This is a genomic window from Streptomyces yokosukanensis (assembly GCF_001514035.1).
GTDB classification, from domain to species: domain Bacteria; phylum Actinomycetota; class Actinomycetes; order Streptomycetales; family Streptomycetaceae; genus Streptomyces; species Streptomyces yokosukanensis.
The window spans coordinates 201,641-220,836 of the sequence record NZ_KQ948213.1 but is presented as its reverse complement, the minus strand read 5'-3'; the positions used below and the strand labels follow the sequence as shown (position 1 = coordinate 220,836).

20 protein-coding genes are annotated in these 19,196 nt (G+C 71.3%); 7 read left to right on the top strand and 13 right to left on the bottom strand.

The annotated features are described in order from the left end of the window. Positions 1-133: 133 nt before the first annotated feature. Positions 134-973, bottom strand: coding sequence for a nucleotidyltransferase domain-containing protein (locus tag AQI95_RS20940; protein ID WP_067125620.1), 840 nt, complete (start codon positions 971-973; stop codon positions 134-136). 4 nt (positions 974-977) lie between these two features. After that, positions 978-2,930 carry a toll/interleukin-1 receptor domain-containing protein gene (locus AQI95_RS20935; protein WP_067125618.1) on the bottom strand — a complete coding sequence of 651 codons (1,953 nt, stop codon included), beginning with the start codon at positions 2,928-2,930 and terminating at the stop codon, positions 978-980. A 38-nt stretch (positions 2,931-2,968) separates the two neighbouring features. On the opposite strand from AQI95_RS20935, the gene AQI95_RS20930 reads away from it, so the two are divergent. The 3 genes from AQI95_RS20930 to AQI95_RS20920 all read left to right on the top strand — a co-directional run bounded on the left by AQI95_RS20930 (position 2,969) and on the right by AQI95_RS20920 (position 4,623). Next, positions 2,969-3,589 carry a hypothetical protein gene (locus AQI95_RS20930; protein ID WP_067125616.1) on the top strand — a complete coding sequence of 207 codons (621 nt, stop codon included), beginning with the start codon at positions 2,969-2,971 and terminating at the stop codon, positions 3,587-3,589. 165 nt (positions 3,590-3,754) lie between these two features. Then, a complete protein-coding gene (locus AQI95_RS20925; protein ID WP_067125614.1) occupies positions 3,755-4,171 on the top strand; it encodes a RidA family protein in 417 nt (138 codons plus the stop codon). Then, entirely contained in the window at positions 4,168-4,623 is a 456-nt protein-coding gene (locus tag AQI95_RS20920; protein ID WP_067125612.1) for a GNAT family N-acetyltransferase, read from the top strand. The genes AQI95_RS20925 and AQI95_RS20920 overlap by 4 nt, the downstream gene beginning before the upstream one ends. Positions 4,624-4,865: 242 nt before the next feature. On the opposite strand, the gene AQI95_RS20915 is transcribed toward AQI95_RS20920, so the two are convergent. Further along, entirely contained in the window at positions 4,866-5,636 is a 771-nt protein-coding gene (locus AQI95_RS20915; RefSeq protein ID WP_067125609.1) for an aspartate/glutamate racemase family protein, read from the bottom strand. Between the two features lie 5 nt (positions 5,637-5,641). Then, complete coding sequence (locus AQI95_RS20910; protein WP_067125605.1) at positions 5,642-7,108, bottom strand: NCS1 family nucleobase:cation symporter-1; 1,467 nt, start codon at positions 7,106-7,108, stop codon at positions 5,642-5,644. A 191-nt stretch (positions 7,109-7,299) separates the two neighbouring features. Here AQI95_RS20910 and AQI95_RS20905 point away from each other — a divergent pair, with 191 nt between their 5' ends. Next, positions 7,300-7,962: a GntR family transcriptional regulator gene (locus AQI95_RS20905; RefSeq protein ID WP_067125603.1), complete on the top strand. Its 663-nt coding sequence runs from the start codon at positions 7,300-7,302 to the stop codon at positions 7,960-7,962. Positions 7,963-8,009: 47 nt separating this feature from the next. Here AQI95_RS20905 and AQI95_RS20900 read toward each other — a convergent pair whose 3' ends face one another. Both AQI95_RS20900 and AQI95_RS20895 read right to left on the bottom strand, forming a co-directional pair. Then, the gene (locus tag AQI95_RS20900; RefSeq protein ID WP_067125600.1) at positions 8,010-8,705 is read right to left on the bottom strand and encodes a uracil-DNA glycosylase; all 696 of its coding nucleotides are present in this window, start codon (positions 8,703-8,705) and stop codon (positions 8,010-8,012) included. 130 nt (positions 8,706-8,835) lie between these two features. Further along, entirely contained in the window at positions 8,836-10,224 is a 1,389-nt protein-coding gene (locus tag AQI95_RS20895; RefSeq protein ID WP_279617014.1) for a M20/M25/M40 family metallo-hydrolase, read from the bottom strand. A 181-nt stretch (positions 10,225-10,405) separates the two neighbouring features. Between AQI95_RS20895 and AQI95_RS20890 the strand changes: the two genes are divergently transcribed. Next, positions 10,406-11,293 (top strand): RNA-binding S4 domain-containing protein, encoded by an 888-nt coding sequence (locus tag AQI95_RS20890; protein ID WP_067125597.1) that lies wholly within the window; start codon positions 10,406-10,408, stop codon positions 11,291-11,293. Between the two features lie 111 nt (positions 11,294-11,404). Here AQI95_RS20890 and AQI95_RS20885 read toward each other — a convergent pair whose 3' ends face one another. From AQI95_RS20885 to AQI95_RS20875, 3 genes are all read right to left on the bottom strand, one after another. Next, positions 11,405-11,872, bottom strand: coding sequence for a DoxX family protein (locus AQI95_RS20885; RefSeq protein WP_067125595.1), 468 nt, complete (start codon positions 11,870-11,872; stop codon positions 11,405-11,407). A gap of 104 nt (positions 11,873-11,976) precedes the next feature. Then, positions 11,977-12,660 carry a class I SAM-dependent methyltransferase gene (locus AQI95_RS20880; protein ID WP_067125592.1) on the bottom strand — a complete coding sequence of 228 codons (684 nt, stop codon included), beginning with the start codon at positions 12,658-12,660 and terminating at the stop codon, positions 11,977-11,979. Between the two features lie 130 nt (positions 12,661-12,790). Further along, complete coding sequence (locus AQI95_RS20875) at positions 12,791-13,750, bottom strand: acyltransferase domain-containing protein (protein WP_067125589.1); 960 nt, start codon at positions 13,748-13,750, stop codon at positions 12,791-12,793. A gap of 111 nt (positions 13,751-13,861) precedes the next feature. On the opposite strand from AQI95_RS20875, the gene AQI95_RS20870 reads away from it, so the two are divergent. Further along, positions 13,862-14,158 carry a DUF6343 family protein gene (locus AQI95_RS20870; protein WP_208614228.1) on the top strand — a complete coding sequence of 99 codons (297 nt, stop codon included), beginning with the start codon at positions 13,862-13,864 and terminating at the stop codon, positions 14,156-14,158. 123 nt (positions 14,159-14,281) lie between these two features. Here the strand turns inward: AQI95_RS20870 and AQI95_RS20865 are convergent, their stop codons facing one another. From AQI95_RS20865 to AQI95_RS20855, 3 genes are read right to left on the bottom strand one after another with little or no spacing between them, the layout of a single operon-like run. After that, positions 14,282-14,662, bottom strand: a complete 381-nt coding sequence (locus tag AQI95_RS20865; protein WP_067125583.1) for a tetratricopeptide repeat protein — start codon at positions 14,660-14,662, stop codon at positions 14,282-14,284. Positions 14,663-14,712: 50 nt separating this feature from the next. Beyond that, entirely contained in the window at positions 14,713-15,324 is a 612-nt protein-coding gene (gene coaE / locus AQI95_RS20860) for a dephospho-CoA kinase (protein ID WP_067125580.1), read from the bottom strand. 45 nt (positions 15,325-15,369) lie between these two features. Continuing rightward, positions 15,370-16,308 carry a PAC2 family protein gene (locus tag AQI95_RS20855; RefSeq protein ID WP_067125577.1) on the bottom strand — a complete coding sequence of 313 codons (939 nt, stop codon included), beginning with the start codon at positions 16,306-16,308 and terminating at the stop codon, positions 15,370-15,372. 255 nt (positions 16,309-16,563) lie between these two features. Here AQI95_RS20855 and AQI95_RS20850 point away from each other — a divergent pair, with 255 nt between their 5' ends. Then, positions 16,564-17,526 (top strand): right-handed parallel beta-helix repeat-containing protein, encoded by a 963-nt coding sequence (locus tag AQI95_RS20850; protein WP_067125575.1) that lies wholly within the window; start codon positions 16,564-16,566, stop codon positions 17,524-17,526. 158 nt (positions 17,527-17,684) lie between these two features. Here AQI95_RS20850 and rpsA read toward each other — a convergent pair whose 3' ends face one another. Continuing rightward, positions 17,685-19,178 carry a 30S ribosomal protein S1 gene (rpsA, locus tag AQI95_RS20845; protein WP_067125571.1) on the bottom strand — a complete coding sequence of 498 codons (1,494 nt, stop codon included), beginning with the start codon at positions 19,176-19,178 and terminating at the stop codon, positions 17,685-17,687. Positions 19,179-19,196: the final 18 nt, after the last annotated feature.

The window sequence follows — 19,196 nt, the reverse complement described above, 5'->3', positions numbered from 1 at the left end:
AGCAGGCGGCAGCCATCGTGCCGCCTGCTCGCGGCTGACGCGGTCGACGCCGACCTGCCACTGGCGCCGAGCAATTCATTGGATACGGCGACGTGCTTTCCAGCCAGGTCCCGAGAGGTCGTCGATATTCATCTCATGAGTCCGCGAAGAATGCGGCCTCGGCGCTTGTGATTGCCTGAGACAGCACCTCAGGATCCACTCGTAGCGTCCCCAACACATCGTCCATGCACCGCAGCCCGGCCCGCTCCAGCAGCCGCTTCTCGTTGGTCACCCACTCCCCGCGTGCCGCGAGCACTCCGTGCGCGGCCTGGGCGGCGGCCGTGGCGATGGCTCCGGCGGTCTCGGTGAGGCGGCCGTGCGGGGCGTGGTGGGCCTTCGCGTAGGCGAGGGTGGCTCGGGCGGTGCCGTGCCAGCGGTCGGCGGCGGTGACGCGCAGCTCGGCCGGGTAGCCCGCCGGACGGGGCAGGGTGCCCCTGAGCACCTGGTTGAGGGCCAGTTCGGCCACCAGCAGATAGGTGGGGACACCGGCCAGGTGGAAGAGGAGCGGCTCCACCCGGAACCGTCCCGCCGCCGCCTCCGTCAGCTCGTGCTCGACCACGTCCAGGTCCCGGTAGTGGACATCCACCCGGCGGCCGATGGGGGTCCCCCCGCGCGAGCGGAGCCGAGCGTCGGGGATGGTCAGCCAGGCCCCGCCGTTGAACACTCCGCCGCCCCAGGCCCCGACCTCGGACACCTCGCCCGCCCAGCCGACGGCCCGCAGGGCGTCGGGGTCGAAGGGGCCGCGGTAGTAGATGGCCAGGTCCCAGTCGCTGTCGGGGCGGTGGGTGCCCTGGGCCCGGGAACCGCCGAGGGCGACGGCTCGCACAGTGGGGAGGGCGGCCAGGCGGTCGGCGGTGGTGGCGAGGAACTCGGAGTCGGGAGGGAGGTGGTCGGGGGCGGGAGGGAGGTGGTCGTGAGCGGGTGGCTGGGGCATGGCCTCAGCCTGCCGCAGGCATCCCGAAGTCCGCTCCCGAGATTTCCGCGAGCCCCTCCGCGATGCGCCGCAGCGGCTCGCGCAGCGCCGCGAGGTCGGCCCGCATCTGCGAGGCCTCCGGCCAGCCGAGTTCATGGTCGAGCGGTGCGGCATCGGCGGGTCGGCGGGCCTCGTACGCGGCGAGCCGGGGGTGCCAGGTGGTGGTGAAGGGCCGGATGGTGCCGTTGATCAGGGCGTAGGCGAGGCTCTGCACCGTGGCGGCGCCGTCGGCCGTGCCCTGCTCCAGCCGGATGCTGTAGGTGTGCAGCGTCGCGCGCGTGAAGTCGATGAGCGACTTGAGCGACGACAGCGCCTCGCGCAGGCTTCCCGTGCCGGGGGCCAGTTCCTGCACACCGATCCGGGTGACCAGCTCGACCTGGATGTCGAAGGCCGCCATCCGCTCCGACTCGCTGGGGGCTGCTGACACAAGGGCCTCCCTACGGCTTCCGGGTAGGGCCAGCGTAACGGTCTCGCGGTGGCCGCAGAGGGTGCGCAGGGCCGCGTGCCGCAGGGCTTCGGTGCGGGCGGGCGCGGGGTCGTGCTGGTGCCAGGCGTGCAGGGTCACGGGGTGGAGGGACCAGCGGTCGCCATCCGCAGGTCCCTGGGCCGTCTCGACGGCCGGGGTCAGCAGGCTGCGGGTGCGCAGTTCCGCGATGCCGTTGCCCGCCCGCAGGCTCGCCACGACCTTCGGCACCCGGTCGACGGCGGCCAGCACCCGGCGCACGTCGTCGGCCGTCACCGGCAGGGGGTGCAGGGCCGCCGCGCAGCGCAGTGCGTCCGCCGCGTCGGCGGTGTCCACGTCGTGGACGACAGCCGCCGTGACGTCGTCGCCGGCGAGCGCGTCGAGGAGGGATCCGCCGCGGGCGTGCAGCCGGTCGTACAGGTCCTGGGTGCGGTGGCCGGCCTGCAGGGCGCGGCCCAGCAGCGTGAGGGCGAGGGGGTGGCCGCCGACCGCGTCGGCCAACGCACGGTCGCCGCCGACGAGTTGGCGCGCCTGGGCGTCGTCCAGCGGTCCCAGGTCGACCGGTGTGCCGAGGGTGTCGTACGCGCGGCTGCGCAGCGTGAAGACGGTGTGCCCGAGCGGGTGGGGCGCGGCCGTCGCCGCGATGGCCCGCAGGGGCGTCCTCTCCACGTCGACGCCGTCGACGATCCACAGGAACGGTTCGCCGACGGCGTCGAACTGGCGGAAGACGGACTGGGCACCGCCGCTCAGTCCGGAGGCGCGCAGTGACGCGTCGAAGTCCCGTCCGTCGAGCCGGAACACACCGCCGGGGTACGCCGCCTCGAAGCGGACCGCGTACTCCTCGGCGAGGAGTGTCTTGCCGATGCCGGCCATGCCCCGGATCTGCACGGCACGGGCCGCGGACCGGCCGACCGTGAGCGGAGCGGCGTGGGCGTGCAGGGCGGAGTGCACACGCCAGAGTTCCGAGAGCCGGCCGAGGAACTCGGGGTGCGGCTCCGGTGCCCGATACCGGCCCCGCCCGCCGCCGCGCTCCGGGAGGGTCATGGGTCCGGCCAGCCGAGCGACATGCTCGCGTACGACGGCCACGAGGGCGGCGGGGTCGTCGGCGGAGGCGTGCCGGGCGTCGCGCAGCTCGACGGGATGGATGTGCCCCGTGAACGCCTCCGGATTGACGACCATGACACGGCGCCGCGGATCGCCCTCTCCGAGTCCCGCGAGATAGGCGGTCGTCAGCTCCCACTGGCAGGCCTCCCGCTCGGGATAGGCGGCCGAGTAGTACGCCAGCAGCGCCTTGGAACGGCCCAGTTCGCGCCGGATGGTGTCGCTGATGCCGGCGAAGGAGGCAACGCCGGTCTCGTCCGTGAACACCGTCAGCCCGCCGTCACGCAGCGCACGGACGAGCGGACGGACCCGCTCCACATCACCGCGGCTGTAACTGAGGAAGACGTCCCACACGGCGACTTACCCTACTGTGGGTACCGGGGAGGGCGATCATGGCACACAGGCAGCGCAGGCGGCGGCGACCGAGTGGTCCCTCGCAGATCACGGCCAAGCTGACGATCCCGTTCGTCGGCGAGATCTCCGGCACCTGGGAACCCGCCGACGCGGAGCGCAGCGCGGCCTGGGAGCTGTATCTGGAGCTGGTGACCCGGGTCTCGGTGGAGGAACTGGGCCGCGACGAGGGGTTCCTGCGCGAGGCGCTGTCCTCCTTCTACACCTTCTTCAACACCACCCGGGAGATCCTGCGCCGCTACGGCCCCGACGTCGCTCCACCCCTGACGCCCGGCAACGTCAGCTTCGGATTCCTCGCGGTCACCGTCCTCAACCGCGTCCTGCGCCCGCTGCTGTCGTCGTGGCATCCCCGTCTCACCGCGTACGAGTCCCGCCGGCCCGAGGGCAGCGATCCGATGGTGTGGGAGCGGGAATGGGAGCACTCGGACGCGCTCCGTGTGGAGATCGCGGCGGTGCGCCGGTCCCTGACCTCGCTCGCGCGAACGCTGCAGGAGGTGGCCGGGGTCAGCGATCTGATCACCCTGCCGACGCCTCCCCCACCGGGCCCGGGGCGCGATTTGGGACACCCCCCCCCCGCAGGCCGGAGGGACAGTGACGGCTGAGGGGACGGAGCGCGCGCCCCTCCTGCTCGCTGCCTGAAGCCGGGCGCACTCGGGCATCCCCGGCGGCGCGGAAATTGAGGTGCGGGCGGGGGCGGTGCGGCCCGATGATCGGAGGCGCTGACCGCCCGGCCGGCCGTTGTCGCGCACCCAGGTCCAGGAGCCGCCATGATCCGACGCATGAACGCGCCCGGACTCTTCCCACCGCCCACCTATGCGCATGCCTCGGTGGTGGAAGCGGGCACCAGGCTCGCGTTTCTTGCGGGAGCCGTGCCGCTCGACGAGAAGGGGGAGATCGTCGGACCGGGTGACCCCGTGCGGCAGGCCGAGCGGGTGATCGCCAATCTTCGGGAACAACTGACGGCTGTCGGGAGCGACTTGGCGCATGTGGTCGCCACGGAGGTGTACGTGGTCAGCGGCGAGCCCTCCGTGCTGTCCGCGGTGTGGGAGGTCGTGGAGGCCTCCGGGCTGAGCGCGGGGCCCCACTCGTCCACGCTGCTCGGCGTCGCCTGCCTCGGCTACACCGGGCAGTTGGTGGAGATCACGGCCACGGCCGTGGTGCCGGAAGGGGAGGAGGACCGGTGACGGACGAGGTGACGCTGCGCCGGGCCGTGCCGGCGGACGCCCGCGCCGCCGCCGATGTGTGGCTGCGGTCCTTCCGTGCCGCGCTGCCGACGGTCGTCCGGCCGCACTCCGACGACAACGTACGGGCGTTCTTCCGCGATGTCGTGGTGCCCTCGCAGGAGACCTGGGTGGCGGATGCGGGCGGTGGCGGGGTCATCGGTGTGATGGTCCTGCACGAGGAGGAGTTGTCCCAGCTGTACCTGGACCCGCGATGGCGGGGGCGCGGCATCGGCGACCGGTTCGTGGCGCTGGCCAAGGAGCGCAGTCCGGGCGGTCTGACCCTGTGGACCTTCCAGGTCAACAAGCCCGCCCATCGCTTCTACGAGCGCCACGGCTTCTGCGCCGTCGAGTCCACCGACGGCAGCGGCAACGAGGAACGGGAGCCGGACGTGCGTTTCGTCTGGCGGCCCTGACCCCGGCCCGCGCAGCCGCCCGCCCAGGGATCAGGCCGCGGTCCGGTTCACCGGAGCGGAGACCGCCTTCCGGACTCGCCCCGGGAGAGACCACCTGCCGACTCGCCGAAGGTGTTGCTGCTTTCCGGCCCGCCGGAGGCGCGGCTGCCGTCCGGCCCGCCGGAGATGCGGCTGCCGTCCGGGCCGCCCGAGGATGGGCGGCCTGCCCGCTCGCCCGAGGCCCGGTTGCCTTGCGGCTCACCCTAGGAGAGGGCGCCGCCAGGCTCGCCCGAGGACCGGTCGCCTTGCGATTCGCCCGAGGGCCGGCCCCACAGCCGGGTCTTCGGCAGGGGCGTGCCGTAGCTGCCCGTTCGGCTCGTCGTCAGGCCCAGGGTGACCAGGGATTCCGCGAGCTTGACCGCCGCCGCGACCCCGTCGACCACCGGCAGCCCGAGCTTCTCCCCCACCGCCCGCTGCAGTCCCGTCATACCGGCGCAGCCGAGGACCAGGACCTCGGCGCCGGCGTCCCGGGCCCGCTCGGCCGCCGCCAGGAACGCGGCCTCCGTACGGCCGACGTCGTCGGCGAGGTCGAGGACGGCGAGGCCGGTGCCGACGACGGCGGCGCAGTTGCGGGCCACGCCGGCGGTCTCCAGGCTGTCCTCGATCTGACCGCGGGAGCGGTCGAGGGTGGTGACGACACCGTACCGACGGCCGAGGAGGCAGGCGAGGTGGGCGGCTGCCTCGGTGATGTCGACGACGGGGACGTCGACCAGCTCTCGTACGCCTTCCCGGCCGTGCTCGCCGAAGCCGGCCAGGACGACGGCGTCGTACCCGGGTCCGTCGTAGGTGCGCAGCGTGTCGAGGACGGCGGCGGCGGAGAGATAGCTGTCGAGCCAGCCCTCGGCGGAGGCCGGGCCCCAGGCGGGGGTCAGACCGGTCACGGTGGTGCCTGCTCCCGCGGCGGCCCGCGCGCCGCGGACGATCTCCTCGGTCATCTCCTGGGTGGTGTTGCAGTTGGTGACGATGATCCGCACGTCCGTCAGATCCCCTCTGCCGTCTCCGCCGACGCCGAGCGCTCACCGCGGCTGAGCAGCGTGTACAGGGCGGCGGCGAGTGCCGTGCCGATGAACCAGGAGTACGGCGCCACATCGCTGAAGCCCTTCACCAGGGCCATGACGGCGGCGACCGCGGCGGCGGGCAGGAACGCCCACAGCGCCCTCGGGTTGACGCCCCTGCGATAGAGGTACGGGGCCCCCGGCCGGGCGTCGAACAGCGCGTCGACGTCGATCCTGCCGCGCTTGACCCAGTAGTAGTCGGTCATGATCACGCCGAACAGGGGGCCCAGGAAGGCGCCGAGCCCGCCGAGGAAGTAGTTGACGACGGTCGGGTTCGAGAAGAGGTTCCACGGCGTGACGACCAGCGCGGCCACCGTGCTGATCATGCCGCCGACCTTGAAGGTGATCTTCTGTGGCCAGACGTTGGCGAGGTCGTACGCCGGTGAGACGAAGTTGGCGACGATGTTGACCCCCATGGTGGCGATCGCGAACATGAGCGCGGCGACGACGAGCACCCAGGTGTCGCCGACCTTGGCGACGAGTTCCGCCGGGTCGGTGATGGTCTGTCCGAACGCCTTCAGCGAGCCGGCCGTCACGATCACCGAAACGACGACGAACGCGGTGGAGTTGATGGGCAGACCCCAGAAGTTGCCGCGCCGGACGGTCCGGTAGTCGGGTGCGAAACGCGAGAAGTCGCAGAAGTTGAGCATCAACGTGCCGTAGGTGGCGAGGATGAGCCCGATCGCGCCGAACCACTGCCGCCACTGCTCGCCCGTGGACACCGGGTGCGGGGTGGAGGTGAGCGAGATGCTCCAGTGGGCCTTGGCCAGGACCCAGACGGCGAGCGCGATCATCACCAGCCAGATCACCGGGCCGCAGAAGTCCTGGAACTTGCGCACCGCCTCCATGCCCTGACTGATGATCACCCACTGAAGCAGCCAGAGCGAGACGAAGGAGATCCAGCCGAGCGCGTCCAGGCCGAGGAAGGAGTGGTGGGTGAGCGACACGAGGCCGGGCCAGGCCGCCAGCAGCATCACATTGACGGCGACGGAGGCGAGATAGGTCTGGATGCCGTACCACATGATGGCGATCACGGCTCTGATCAGCGCGGGGATGTTGGCGCCCCACACACCGAAGCTGATGCGGCTGACCACGGGGAACGGCACGCCGTGACGCTGGCCGATCCGGCCCATGCGGTTCATGCCGGCGTAGATGAGCACGAAGCCGACGAGCAGGGCGGTGAAGACCTGCCAGACGTTCATGCCGAGGACCAGCAGACCGGCGGCGAAGGTGTAGTTGCCGAGGTTGTGGACGTCGGACATCCACATGGCGAAGAGGTCGAAGACCTTCCAGTTCCGCTCCTTGGCGGGGGCGAGGTCCTCGTTGACGAGGCGGGGGTCGGGGACGAACGCGGGGGCGCCGGTGGCTTCGGCGCGGTCGGCGAGGGACACGGGGCCTCCTGGACAGGGGGACGAAGGGGCCGTACCGCAGGAACTCGGACGGACCGCCGGCAAGAAGAGTCGGCGGCGAGTCGAATTTGGTATACCAAACTGCCGACATGGTGCCGTCGTCAAGCGTTCGGACCGATGTCGCTGCCGTTACGGCCCCGTAAAAGTCGCCTCGCGTCGGCGAAGATGGGCACATGACGAAGATCGAACCCCTGGGCGCGGTGCGCGAGCGGGTCCTGGCGAGCCTGCGGGAGGACATCATCGCCGGGCGCCTTGGACCGGGTGACCGACTCGTCGAACGGGAGCTGGCCGAGCGGTTCGGCGTCTCGCGCGTGCCGGTGCGGGAGGCGATCCGCGCGCTGGTCGCCGAGGGCTTCGTCCTCTTCGAATCGGCCCGCCGCACGGTCGTACGCCGGCTGACCCCGACCGACGTCCGGGAACTCTTCGAGCTGCGCGAGGCGTTGGAGGTGTACGCGGCAGGGCTGGCGGCGTCCCGGGTGACCCCGGAGGCACTGACGGAGCTGCGGGAGCTGCTCGACCAGGCGGCGCGGGCCACGAAGGAGGGGGACGCCGAGGCGATCACGGACATCAACACACGCTTTCACGACCGCATCCGCGCCCTGGCCGGCAACAGCCTGCTGATCTCAGTCATGGAACCGGTCGACGGCCGCCTGCGCTGGCTCACCCGGAGGAACGAGGAATGGCCCCAACTCCTCACCGAACACCGCGAGTTGTACGAGGCGATCGCCTCCGGCGACCCCGACCGCGCCCGCGCCCACGCACTCGGCCACGTCCGCGCCAACTACCGCTCGACGGTACGGCACCTGTTCGGAACGGATCCGGGCGACGGCGACTGAGCCGGACAGCGGTCGCGCCGACGGCGACCGGAGTCTGACGGCACTCCCTAACGCAGCCCGGCCGACTCCGCCGCCGTGTGCAGCACCTCGCGCAGCATCTCGGGAGTGAGCCGGCCGGTGAAGGTGTTGCGCTGGCTGACGTGGAAGCAGCCGAAGAGGTCCAGTCCGTCGAGCGGGACTCGGGTGCCGTGGGCGAAGGCCGGACGGGGCCGGGGCACGGTCCAGCCCGCCTCGGCGAACGCGGGCAGCGCGGCCTGCCAGCCGAAGGCACCGAGGACGACCGCGGCCCTCAGCGTCGGGCGCAGCAGCCTCAGCTCCTGGACCAGCCAGGGGCGGCAGGTGTCGCGTTCTTCGGGGGTCGGCTTGTTGGCGGGCGGGGCGCAGTGCACGGGCGCGGTGACGCGGACGCCGTACAGGTCCAGCCCGTCGTCGGCGTGGACGGAGGTGGGTTGCGAGGCGAGCCCCACGTCGTACAGCGCCTGGTAGAGCACATCTCCGGAGCGGTCGCCGGTGAACATCCGGCCGGTTCGGTTGCCGCCGTGCGCGGCGGGGGCCAGCCCGATGATCACCAGGCGGGCATCGGCCGGGCCGAAGCCGGGCACCGGCCGCCCCCAGTACGTCCAGTCGGCGAACGCGGCCCGTTTCGTACGGGCCACCTCCTCACGCCACTCGACCAGCCGGGGGCAGTCACGGCAGTCCGCCACACGCCGGTCGAGGCGGGCGAGAGCGCTGCTGTCGTCCATACGGCCACGGTATGCCCCTCGCCGCGGGACGCCTCGTGAGCCGGTGGGCGCCTCGTGAGCCGGTGGGCGCCTCGTGAGCCGGTGGGCGCCTCGTGGGCCGGCGGTTCCCCGGTGGTCGTGGTCGCCCCCGTCATCCGTCCGTCCCGTCGCGGCCCCCGGCCGCGCGGCTCCCGTGCGTCGCGCGCGTCGCGTACTTCGCGTACTTCTCGACGAACGCACACATCGCCACGACCGTGTTGCGCAGCTCCGACAGCAGCACACGCTCGTTCGGGGCATGCAGATTGCACAGGTTGTCCTGGGCGCCGAAGAGCAGCACCTCCGCGTCGGGCGCGGCCCGTGCCAAGCCGTTGACCAACGGAATCGAACCACCCGTCGCGATGTACGACGCCTCGGTGCCCCATGCCTGGGCCAGCGCCTCCAGAGCCGCCCGGTAGGCGGGACCGCCCGTGACGGCCTCGAAGCCGGGGCCGGTGTCACCGGGTGTGACGGTGAGCGGCACGCCGAAGGGCCTGAGCGACCGCAGATGCCCGACCACCGCCGACTGCGCCTCGCGGGGGTCCTGCTGCGGATGAAAACGCACATTCAGCTTGGCGCGGGCGTACGGAACGACGGCGGACGTCGCGTGGTCGACGCTCGGTGCGTCGAGCCCGATGACCGTGATCGCCGGACCGCTCCACAGCCGCTCCCCCAGCGTCCCGCTGCCCATGAGCGGCATTCCTTCCCGCACCCCCGCCAGCTCCCGGAACTCCTCCTCGGCATAGGCGGCCCCTGCCCATGCCTGCCTTCTGAGGCCGGCCACCGCGACGTCACCGTGCACATCGTGCAGGGTGGCCAGTGCCTTGAGCAGGACGAGCAGCGCGTCGGGCGCGGCCCCGCCGAACTCCCCGCTGTGCAGGGCCTGGTCCAGCGTGCGCACCTCCACGGTCACCTCGGCGACACCGCGCAGTCCGGTGGTCAGGGACGGGGTGCCGGGACGCAGATTGCCGCAGTCGGCGATGACGACGGCATCGCACGCGAAACGCTCCGGCTCGGTCGGTGGATGCTCGTCGAACGGGCTGCCGTACTCCTCCTGCCCCTCGAACACGATCTTCACCCCGACCGGCGGCCGCCCGTCGAACGCCCGCAGCATGCCGAGGTGCGCGATCGCATTGGCCTTGTCGTCCGCGACACCGCGGCCCCGCAGACCGCCCTCGATCGGCGTGGGCTCGAACGGCGGTGACGTCCACAGTCTCTCGTCACCGGCCGGTTGGACGTCGTAGTGGGAGTAGAGCAGGACGGTGGGCGCGACGGGGTCCGGCGGCGGAATCTCGGCGAAGATCACCGGGGCGGTACCGGGCAGATCGATCCGCTCGATGTGCTCGACGCCGACGCCCTGCAACAACTCCACGAGAAGGTCGTGCGCCGCGAGCACCGGTTCCGCCGGATAGCCCGGAAAGGCCACGGACGGAATCGCGGCCAACCGCACCAGATCGGCCCGCAGCCCCTCCATCAACGCGTCAACCCTGCCTGCCGTGTCCACGCCACCTCCTGTACTCCCCCGGCCAGCCCTCCCGGAGACCGGCACCGGGTGCCGACGTCGAGAAACATCGGGAACAGCCTCGGCCGTACGGGATCCCGGCGCATCCGGGGTGCGCCAGGGGGGTACGGCCCACCGGGAAAACGGCTCCGGCTCACCCGGCCGAGGGAGTTAAGGTCGGGACATGGCTTCCGAGGATGCGGACGAGAACGTGAACCGTGGCAGCGGCGGACCGGACGCGCCCAGCCCCGCCCACGGCGATCCGGACGCCCAGGACGCCCCGGCCGCCGAGGACACCCGGGCCGCTCACGGGTCCGCTGCCTCCGCTGACCAGCCCGTCGATGCGAAGATCGCCGCCGCGGTGGCCGCCGCCGAGGCCGCGGGGCCGGCCAACGGCGGGACGGTCCGGATCGACAGCTGGATCTGGGCCGTGCGCCTGATCAAGACACGTTCCCTCGGCGCCGCCGCCTGCCGGGGCGGCCACGTCCATGTGAACGGCGAGCGGGTGAAGGCCGCCCACTCCCTGCACATCGGCGACGAGGTGCGCCTGCGGCACGAGGGCCGCGAGCGGATCGTGATCGTCAAGCATCTGATCCGCAAGCGCGTCGGCGCCCCCGTGGCCACCCAGTGCTACGTCGACAACTCGCCCCCGCCGCCACCCCGTGAGGCCATCGCCCCCGCGGGCTTCCGCGACCGAGGCGCCGGCCGCCCCACCAAGCGCGACCGCCGCGAGCTGGAGCGCCTCCGCGGCCTCGCCGGCCCGGGCTCTCCGCGCGGCTTCGGCGCCTTGGGCGGCACCATGAGCCCCGGTGGCTTCGCCGGACTCGGCGGGCCGGGTGCCCCCGGCGGCAGGGGCGGCCCGGGACCCGACGACCGGAGCGGCTCGGGGCCAGACGGCCGGAGTGGCTCCGGACCCGACAGCCGAGGTGGCTCCGGGGCGGACGGGCACGGTGGATCCAGGGCGGACGGGCACGGTGGATCCCGTGGCAACGGCAAGCGCGGCGGGTCCGGGACCGGCCGGCGCGGTGGATCCACATCCGGCGAGCACGGCGGGCGCCCCCGGGGACGGTGACCGGAAGGCGCTACCCCATCGGCCTGCCCACCGGCCTGCCCATCGGCTCACGCCGACGCCGTCGGCCGGGCCCCCGCGCCCGGTCGGCGGCGTCGGCGCCGCGCACCAGGGTCACCGCCGCCGCACCAGCCGCAGCAGCTCACCGTTGTGCCCGCGCCGCACCCAGGCGATCAGGGCGAGCGGCACCAGCAGGATCAGCGGGGTCGCCGCGTTCTGGCCGTCGAAGACCGTGAGCTGGACGACGAACGCGCCCACCATGAGCGTGCCGAGCGCGATCGCCGCCACGGACTGCAGCACGGGTATCAACAACGCGACGGCTCCGGCGAGTTCGAGCGCGCCGATGGTGTACATGGCCCCGCTGCCCCAGCCGATCTTGTCGAAGGACTCGACCGCCGTGGGGTGCGCGATGAGCTTGGGCAACGCGCTGGCGATGCCGTAGAACAGCGCGAGCAGCACCTGCACGGAACGCAGCGCGATCCGGGCCGCGCGCCACCGGCCACCGCGAGAGCTGGTGGAGGCGTGGGAGGCGGCGGAGGTGACAGGAGTGGTGGGAGCGGCGGAAGCGACGGTCTCGGACATGGGGGTCTCCTGAGGGAAGCGGTGCCGATTGCTTTCACCGAGGTAGACCCGACATGGTCCGGTAACTCATCGCTCTCCGGCCGGCCGATGCGAGCGAGTCACCGCTATTGCGTGCGCACTGCCCGCACCCATGTCCCGTCCGGTGTCAGATACGCGTCCACCTCCAACCCCGCTTCCTCCAGCGCCGATTCGAACTGCTTCTTCGTCAGGGGCCGGGCGAGGAAGGTCTGGGTCCAGACCGCGTCCGGGAAGACGTACTCCGCGCGGACCGAGTTCACTCCGTCTCCGGCGGGCTCCACCGAGGCGATCCGCAGGGTGAAGCCGGTCGGGTCGACGCGCTCCCTCGGTACGTTCGTATGGTAGTCCTCGCCTTCCCGCTGGATGAGGACACAGCCGCCGTCCGCCACATGCCGGGCGCAGCTGCGCAGCATGCCCCGGCGGACCTCCTCGTCGCCGTTGTGCACGAGGAACGACGCGAGCATGACCACATCGAACTTCTCGTCGTCCAGGTCCAGATCCTCGATGGGGCCGCATATCGTGCGCGCCCCGCGGACCCGGCTCAGCATGTCGGCGGACTCGTCCACCGCCGTGACCGTGAAACCGCGTTCCAGCAGAGGGTGGGTCATCCTGCCCACTCCGCTGCCCAACTCCAGGATGTGCGCCCCGGCCGGTACCGCCGCGGCGATGATGTCCGGCTCGTCGCCCACCGGCAGGCGTTCGTACAGCTCGACCGCGCAGCCGTCCGGGGTGATCGCACCGGGTCCCGTGCCCTCGTATCCCTCACGCATTTCGACCGTCATGCCCGAACAACGGCCGGCCTTCGCATGCCCGTTCCCGTTCGGCACGGGTTCACCCGTTCGAGTTCATTCATGGCCTTAGCGGCAACCACGGCGACCTGGGCGACCGCAGCGACCCCGACTACGCGCCGCCGGAAGCCGGTTCGGTTGTCAACGGCAACGGGAACGGGAACGGGAACGGGAACGGGAACCATCCGTGCCCGATGTACCAGTGACCGCCCGCCCGCAGATGGTCCCCCACGGCCCGCTCCACGGACGTGCGGCGCGGCAGCCGAGCGACCGGCAGGTCGGGGGCGCCGAAGACGAACTGGACGGGTTCGGTGTCGGACGGCTCGGTGTCCTCGCGGGCGGTGCGGAACCGTTCCTGGAAGCGGACGATGTTGGAGTCGGCCGGCAGGTACTGCTTCAACTGCGGGTCGAGCAGCCAGGAATGGCACAGCGCGGCCACCGGCCGCTCCTCGGGGAAGTGCAGGGCGAAGAACTCGCGGGCCAAGGCGAGGGAGCGGTCGCAGGCGGCCGGGGTCAGCGGGCCGTGGAAGTCGGGGATGTGCAGGTTCAGACAGGGCGTGCCGGGGACGGCGTCCAGGCCGGCGGCCGCGAGCACCGGTGCCGAGCGCTGTCCGAGCCGCGCACGCTCGAACTGGAGTCGGCCCAGCTGGTACAGCTCGCCACGGAAGTGACGGACGAGCCAGCGCCGCGCATGCACGCCGAGGGTGCCGTACCGCCTGCGGTGCACCGCCATGTGCCGGCCAAGATCGGCCAGGGTGCGGCGGGAGGTCTCGGTCGGGATGCCGCGTTCCCGGTGCCGGGCGAGGGTGTGCGGGACCGCGGCGAGGAAGACGTACACGGCGAAGGCGCCGCCCAGCCCGGCCGGCGCCGCGTCGAGGAGTTCGGCGAGGTCGGGAGTGCGACCGGTCTCCTGCGGGTCGCGGAACAGTTCCTCGACGCACTCCCGCAGGAGTCTCAGCGCGCCGGGGTCGTCGTTCACCCTGCGCAGCCCGGCCACCAGTTCGTTGATCTCCTCGTGCGGCACGGCCAGGTCGAGGAGCAGTTCGGGCAGGTCGTCGCCGTCCGGCAACAAGGGAGTCCCCCTCCGACGCGGCACCGGACCTCCCTTCGGCGAACGGCGGTCGAGCGCCGTTGGTGAACGTCGTCGTCGAAGAGTACGTTGACAGCAGGAGTGGCGATCCAGATGCGTACGGGCAGTGAACCGGCGACCGCGCGCAGTGCTCTGCGGGCGCGGTTCTGGCTGTGCGTGTGGGGGCTGGTCTGGGCGGTCTTCGGCACGGCGGCGTTCGCGCTCGCCGGGCGCCCCGGCTGGGCGGCGGCCTGCGGGGCGCTGTGGCTGGTGGCCACCGTCGACATGACCCTGATCCTGCGGCACATCCGGCAGGGCCCGCACTACCAGCCGGGCCGCGCTGTACCGCCGTACCGGCCGCCGGAGAGCGGACCGCCGTTCCCGCGCCCGCCGAGGCACCGCCACCCGTGATCGACCGTGCCGTCGGCATCGCCGAGCGCCCGACGGGCATCCGCCCCCGCGTGTCCCATCCGGACCGCGCCCGGCTCGGACGCGCGATTGACGCACCCAGGTGTACGAGCACGCGGCGCCCGCTCAGTCGTCGAAGCGGGCCGCCTTCAGGTACCGCGGGTTGGGGTCCAGCGCGGCCGCGAGGCGGAAATGGCGTTGGGCCTGGTCGGAACGGCCCTGGCGTTCATAGGTGCGGGCCAGCGCGAAGTGCGCGAACGCGTTGTCCGGCTCGCGCTCGAGGACGATCGTGAACTCCAGCTCGGCGGGCCGCAGTTGCGCGGCGGCGAAGAACGCACGCGCGCGAAGCAGCCGAGCCGCGGTGTTCTCGGGGTGCGCGGCGATGACTCCGTCGAGCAGCTTCACCGCGCCCCGCGGGTCCCGTGAGTTGAGCAGATGCTCGGCTGCACGGAAGTCGATGACATGCGTCTCCGGAGTACGTCCGGTGGAACCGCTGGTCTCGGGCACGGCAGAGTCCTTCCCTCGCTGCGGCGTTTCAACGCCCAAGGAGGGGGCCGCTATTCCGCGGAGCCCTCACGCGCTCGCCGTACGAGGTCCTCCCACACCTCGGCGACACGCTTGCGCAGCGCGTCCAGGGGGACGTCGTTGTCGATCAGGATGTCCGCGATCTCCCGGCGCTGCTCGCGGGTGGCCTGCGCGGCCATACGCGCGCGTGCGTCCTGCTCGGTCGTCCCACGCAGCCGGACCAGCCGGTCGAGCTGGGTCTCGGGGCTCGCGTCCACGACGACCACGAGGTCGTACAGCGGTGCCAGGCCGTTCTCGGTGAGGAGGGGTACGTCGTGGATCACCACGGAGTCGGCGGCCGCCGCCTCCTCCAGCTCGCGGGAGCGGGCACCCACCAGGGGATGCACGATCGAGTTGAGGACGGCGAGTCTCTCGGGGTCGGCGAAGACGATCGAACCGAGCTTGGGCCGGTCCAGGCTGCCGTCGGTGGCGAGGACGTCCGGCCCGAAGGCCTCGACCACGGCGGCGAGGCCGGGCGTACCCGGTGCCACGACCTCGCGCGCGATGCGGTCGGCGTCGATCAGCACGGCCCCGTGCTCCACGAGCAGCCGTGACACCTCGCTCTTGCCGGCGCCGATCCCACCGGTCAGGCCCACTTTCAGCATGGGCGAAAGCTTAGGCGCTGCCACTGACAGCGCGGCCGGCGGAGGTCAGTTGTCGCCTTCCCGCTCCGCCAGGAAACGCTCGAACTCGCGCCCGATCTCGTCGGCCGAGGGGATCTCCACGGGTTCGGCGAGCATGTTGCCCCGGGTCTCGGCGCCCGCGGCCGCGTCGTACTGGTGCTCAAGGCCCTGGACGAGAGCGGTGAGTTCCTCGTCGCCCTCCTGGATCTGCCGGTCGATCTCGGTCTGTGTGCGGTGCGCGTCCGTGCGCAGCGCGTGGGCGACGCCCGGCAGGACCAGTCCGGTGGCGGCCGTGATGGCTTCCAGGACGGTCAGGGCGGCGTCCGGGTACGCCGAACGGGCGATGTAGTGCGGAACGTGGGCGGCGACGCCCAGCACGTCGTGCCCGGCCTCCATCAGGCGGAACTCCACCAGTGCCTCGGCACTGCCGGGCACTTGGGCCTCCTCGAAGGGGCTGCGGTGCCCCGGGACGAGGTCGCTGCGATTGCCGTGCGGGGTCAGACCCACCGGGCGGGTGTGCGGGACGCCCATCGGAATGCCGTGGAAGTTCACCGACAGGCGGACGCCGAGCCGCTCGACGATCTGCTGCACGGCCGCCGCGAAGCGCTCCCACTCCACATCCGGCTCGGGGCCGGACAGCAGCAGGAAGGGCGCACCCGTGGCGTCCTGGACGAGGCGGACCTCGAGGGCGGGGATCTCGTACTCGGTCCAGCGGTCCCGCTTGAAGGTCAGCAGGGGCCGACGGGCCCGGTAGTCCACGAGCCGGTCGTGGTCGAAACGGGCGACGAGCTGGTGGGGCAGTGAGTCGAGCAGCCGGTCGACGATCTGGTCTCCGGTCTCACCCGCGTCGATGTATCCGTCGAAGTGGTAGAGCATGACAAGGCCGGCCGACTCCTGGGCCAGCGCCATGTCGACAACGGCGAGCCCTTTCGGCTCCCATGCGTACAAACCCTGCGGATCAAGCACTGTGACCGCTCCTCCTCGTGTTCCTCATGGACAACGCGCCCTGGAACGCGGGCATTCCCGAAACCGGCCACTGATCAGGGCCATCCCTCCGGGCGCCTTGACGCCCCGTCAGTTGGTCCGTACCTTCACGAAGAGCCTCCGTTCACATAGGCGGCCAATGTTCATATAGGAGATCCGGCGGGATCGCGCGGCGCGCACGACAGGCGACCGCAAGACAGCCACGACAGGCACGACAGGCACGACAGGAGGCACTTCATGCGCACACGCACGCTGCTCACCTCCCTGCTCGCCACGACCGCCGCCACCGGCGGCCTGCTCCTCGCCACCCCGGTCGCGGCCTCGGCCGCCCCGACCGTCGAGGTGACGACGGCGGCCCAGCTGAAGACGGCTCTCGCCGACGCCCGGCCCGGCGACACGATCCACCTCGCGGACGGCACCTACACGGGCAACTTCAAGGCGTCCGTGCCGGCCACGTCGTCCGCCCGCATCACCCTCACCGGCTCCCCCGGGGCCGTGCTCACCGCCGGCGGCGGCTACGGGCTGCATCTGAACGGCGCCTCCTACTGGACGGTCAGCGGGCTGACCGTGACCGGCGGCCAGAAGGGCATCATGATCGACGCGGCCAAGGGGGTGATCGTGGACGGCGTCACGGTGCACGGCCTTGACATGGAAGGCGTGCACTTCCGCAACTCCAGCACGGACGGCGTGATCAGGAACTCGAAGATCTACGACACCGGCAACGACGGCAGCGGCATGGGCGAGGGCGTGTACGTGGGCACCGCCGGCAATCTGTCCGACAAGAGCGACCGCGTCCAGATCCTCGACAACACGATCGGCCCGGACGTGGGCGGCGAGAACGTCGACGTCAAGGAAGGCACGACCGGCACGCAGATCATCGGCAACGTCTTCGACGGCAGCGGGCTGACCGGCGCCAACTACGACGACTCCTGGGTCGATGTGAAGGGCAACGCCGTACTCGTCCAGGACAACACCGGAAGGAACACCAGCAACGACGGCTATCAGACCCACACCCAGCAGTCCGGCTGGGGCTGCGGCACGGTCTTCAAGGGCAACAAGTCGACATTGACGGGCGCGACCGGCGCGACCCAGCTCGCGATCGACGTCACCAACAACAGCTCCGGCTGCAAGACAACGGTCTACAGCAGCAACACGGTGACGGGCGGCAAGGGCCTGACCAACATCCCGGTCATTTCCTGAGGCCGGCAGGGCCCAGAAACGCGGGGAACTGCCCGGCACGCCACCGACGGCCCGCGCCCGAAGAACGCCCCGTAGTCCCCCAGAAACGCCTGAGGGGCCGCACCCCCGAAAGGGTGCGGCCCCTCAGCCAGCTATCGGCTAAGCCTCAGCGGCAGCGCTCAGCTCTGCCCACCGGCCAGCTTCTCGCGCAGCGCGGCCAGCGCCTCGTCCGAGGCCAGGGCACCAGAGGTGTCCGCGCCCTCGGAGGAGTACGAGCCGCCACCGGACGCGGCCGGAGCCGCAGCCTCGCCGCCCTCGGCCGCAGCAGCGGCGTCGGCCTCGCGGGACTTGATGACCTGCTGCTGGTGCTGCTCGAAGCGGGTCTGCGCCTCGGCGTACTGGTGCTCCCACGCCTCGCGCTGGGTCTCGTAGCCCTCGAGCCAGTCGTTGGTCTCGGGGTCGAAGCCCTCGGGGTAGATGTAGTTGCCCTGGTCGTCGTACGACGCGGCCATGCCGTACAGGGTCGGGTCGAACTCGACCGAGGCCGGGTCGGCACCGAAGGACTCGTTGGCCTGCTTCAGCGAGAGGCTGATGCGACGACGCTCGAGGTCGATGTCGATGACCTTGACGAAGATCTCGTCGTTGACCTGGACGACCTGCTCCGGGATCTCCACGTGGCGCTCGGCCAGCTCGGAGATGTGGACCAGACCCTCGATGCCCTCGTCCACGCGGACGAACGCACCGAACGGAACCAGCTTCGTGACCTTACCGGGCACGACCTGGCCGATCTGGTGGGTGCGGGCGAACTGCTGCCACGGGTCTTCCTGGGTCGCCTTCAGCGACAGGGAGACGCGCTCGCGGTCCATGTCGACGTCGAGGACCTCGACGGTGACTTCCTGGCCGACCTCGACAACCTCGGACGGGTGGTCGATGTGCTTCCAGGACAGCTCGGAGACGTGGACCAGACCGTCGACGCCACCCAGGTCCACGAAGGCACCGAAGTTGACGATCGAGGAGACCACGCCGGAGCGGACCTGACCCTTCTGCAGGGTCGTGAGGAACGTCTGGCGGACCTCGGACTGGGTCTGCTCCAGCCAGGCACGGCGGGACAGGACCACGTTGTTGCGGTTCTTGTCCAGCTCGATGATCTTGGCCTCGAGCTCCTTGCCGACGTACGGCTGGAGGTCGCGGACACGGCGCATCTCGACCAGGGAGGCCGGAAGGAAGCCGCGGAGGCCGATGTCGAGGATGAGACCACCCTTGACGACCTCGATGACGGTACCGGTGACGATGCCGTCCTCTTCCTTGATCTTCTCGATGGTGCCCCAGGCACGCTCGTACTGGGCGCGCTTCTTCGAGAGGATCAGGCGGCCTTCCTTGTCCTCCTTCTGGAGGACCAGGGCCTCGATCTCGTCGCCGACGGCCACGACCTCGTTGGGGTCGACGTCGTGCTTGATCGAGAGCTCGCGGCTCGGGATGACACCTTCGGTCTTGTAACCGATGTCGAGCAGGACCTCGTCCCGGTCGACCTTCACGATGACGCCGTCGACGATGTCGCCGTCGTTGAAGTACTTGATCGTCTCGTCGATCGCGGCGAGGAAGGCTTCCTCGTTACCGATGTCGTTGACCGCTACCTGCGGGGTGGTGGCGGTGGTCTCGGTGCTGCTCGTCATGTGGGAAAGGGCTCCGGT

Excerpts from the sequence above, each read along its gene's own strand:
- coaE (WP_067125580.1), bottom strand. The coding sequence starts at position 15,324 with ATGCTGAAAGTGGGCCTGACCGGTGGGATCGGCGCCGGCAAGAGCGAG.
- AQI95_RS20885 (WP_067125595.1), bottom strand. The coding sequence starts at position 11,872 with ATGTCCGAGACCGTCGCTTCCGCCGCTCCCACCACTCCTGTCACCTCC.
- AQI95_RS20890 (WP_067125597.1), top strand. The coding sequence starts at position 10,406 with ATGGCTTCCGAGGATGCGGACGAGAACGTGAACCGTGGCAGCGGCGGA.
- AQI95_RS20940 (WP_067125620.1), bottom strand. The coding sequence starts at position 973 with ATGCCCCAGCCACCCGCTCACGACCACCTCCCTCCCGCCCCCGACCAC.
- AQI95_RS20850 (WP_067125575.1), top strand. The coding sequence starts at position 16,564 with ATGCGCACACGCACGCTGCTCACCTCCCTGCTCGCCACGACCGCCGCC.
- AQI95_RS20925 (WP_067125614.1), top strand. The coding sequence starts at position 3,755 with ATGATCCGACGCATGAACGCGCCCGGACTCTTCCCACCGCCCACCTAT.
- AQI95_RS20930 (WP_067125616.1), top strand. The coding sequence starts at position 2,969 with ATGGCACACAGGCAGCGCAGGCGGCGGCGACCGAGTGGTCCCTCGCAG.
- AQI95_RS20870 (WP_208614228.1), top strand. The coding sequence starts at position 13,862 with ATGCGTACGGGCAGTGAACCGGCGACCGCGCGCAGTGCTCTGCGGGCG.
- AQI95_RS20900 (WP_067125600.1), bottom strand. The coding sequence starts at position 8,705 with ATGGACGACAGCAGCGCTCTCGCCCGCCTCGACCGGCGTGTGGCGGAC.
- AQI95_RS20880 (WP_067125592.1), bottom strand. The coding sequence starts at position 12,660 with ATGCGTGAGGGATACGAGGGCACGGGACCCGGTGCGATCACCCCGGAC.
- AQI95_RS20905 (WP_067125603.1), top strand. The coding sequence starts at position 7,300 with ATGACGAAGATCGAACCCCTGGGCGCGGTGCGCGAGCGGGTCCTGGCG.
- rpsA (WP_067125571.1), bottom strand. The coding sequence starts at position 19,178 with ATGACGAGCAGCACCGAGACCACCGCCACCACCCCGCAGGTAGCGGTC.